A 1677-nucleotide genomic window follows, 5' to 3' on the forward strand; every position below is an offset into this window, starting at 1 on the left:
TAGAAAGTTTATAACTTACAGTTATAATGAAAGTGTTACAACAAAATCATATAGGAGGATTTATTATGAGAAAAAAATTATCAGTTTTATTATCTATAGTTCTAATAACAACAATAGGACTAATTGGATGTAGTAAAAAAGAAACTGTTGTGAAAGATAGGGAAGGTAATGAAGTTGAACTTCCTCAAAAAATGGATAGAATAATATGTACAGCACCATCAAATACAGAAGTATTAGTAGAATTAGGATTAGCTGATAAATTAGTAGCTGTAGACACTTATTCTAGTGATGTAAAAGGAATACCATCAGATGTAGAAAAGATAGATTTTAGTGCTCCAGATGCAGAAGCAATCATAGCATTAGAGCCAGATGTAATAATAGCTTCAGGACATAATAAAACTGGAAATAGCAAAGATCCATTTGAAGTAATAAAAGAAGCAGGAGTAAGTGTGTTTTACATACCAAGTAGTAATAGTATTCAAGGAATATATGATGATATTATGTTTATGGCAGATATAACTAACACAAAACCTAAAGGTGAAGAAATAGTTAATAATATGAAATCAGAAGTAGAAAAAATAGCTGAAATAGGAAAAACTATAACTGATAAGAAAAAAGTATACTTTGAAATAGGTCCTGCGCCTAGTCTTTATAGCTTTGGAAATTCAACATTCTTAAATGAAATGATAGAATTAGTAGGTGGAGAAAATATATTTAAAGACCAAGAAGGATGGCTAAATCCAAGCGAAGAAGCAGTATTAGATGCTAATCCAGATATAATATTTACAAATGTTAACTATGTAGATAAGCCAGTAGAATCAATAAAATCTCGTCCAGGATGGGAAAATATTAATGCAGTTAAAAACAATCAAGTTTATTCAATAAGTACAAATCCATCATCAAGACCATCACAGCATATAGTAACAGCATTAAAAGAAATAGCAGTTGCTGTTCATCCAGAGAAATATGGAGAAAAATAAAAAACTAGCTTTATTATTTGTACCAGTTGTATTTTTCATACTTTATATTGGGACTTCTATAGGAAGTTCCAATATTGATATATTAGATACAATATCAATTTTATTGAATAAACTTTTTAATATACCTTTAAGAGAAAATATTGCACCTAAAGATGTTGCAATAATATGGTCAATAAGAGTACCTAGAGTTCTATTAGCATTTTTTGTTGGTGGATCTCTAGCAGTAAGTGGGGCAGTAGTTCAATCTGTACTTAAAAATGAACTAGCGTCTCCTTATACTTTAGGGGTTTCCTCAGGGGCCTCGCTGGGTGCAGGACTGGTAATAATATTAGGATTAAACGTATCCTTTTTAGGAAACTTTACTCTTCCAATAGTAGGATTTCTATTTGGACTTTTAACGGTGTATTCTGTAATAATATTTTCATCTAAAATAGATAAAACAATGTCGAACAATACTATTATATTAGCAGGTATGGTATTTTCATTATTTGTAAATGCACTACTTACAACTCTAACAGCGGTATTTAGTGAAGACTTAAAAAGTATAACACTTTGGCAAATGGGTAGTTTTTCAATGAGAGGATTTTCTTATGTTCAAGCTATAATACCTTTTGTGGTAATTGGTATGATAGGAGTTTCAAAATATATTCGTGAAATGGATATACTAACTTTTGGAGAAGAACAAGCTAAAGCAGTA

Annotated in this window: 2 protein-coding genes; both read left to right on the forward strand. The window is 30.1% G+C overall.

The genetic code is table 11. The annotated features are described in order from the left end of the window. Positions 1-65 precede the first annotated feature (65 nt). Positions 66-980 carry an ABC transporter substrate-binding protein gene (locus ACRC03_RS19885; RefSeq protein WP_438654354.1) on the forward strand — a complete coding sequence of 305 codons (915 nt, stop codon included), beginning with the start codon at positions 66-68 and terminating at the stop codon, positions 978-980. After that, positions 967-1677, forward strand: a 711-nt coding sequence (locus ACRC03_RS19890) for a FecCD family ABC transporter permease (protein ID WP_438654355.1), incomplete at its 3' end; no start/stop codon positions are given. The genes ACRC03_RS19885 and ACRC03_RS19890, both read left to right, overlap by 14 nt.

Origin of the sequence: Romboutsia sp. (assembly GCF_051659545.1) — a bacterium.
GTDB lineage: Bacteria > Bacillota > Clostridia > Peptostreptococcales > Peptostreptococcaceae > JBOFOR01.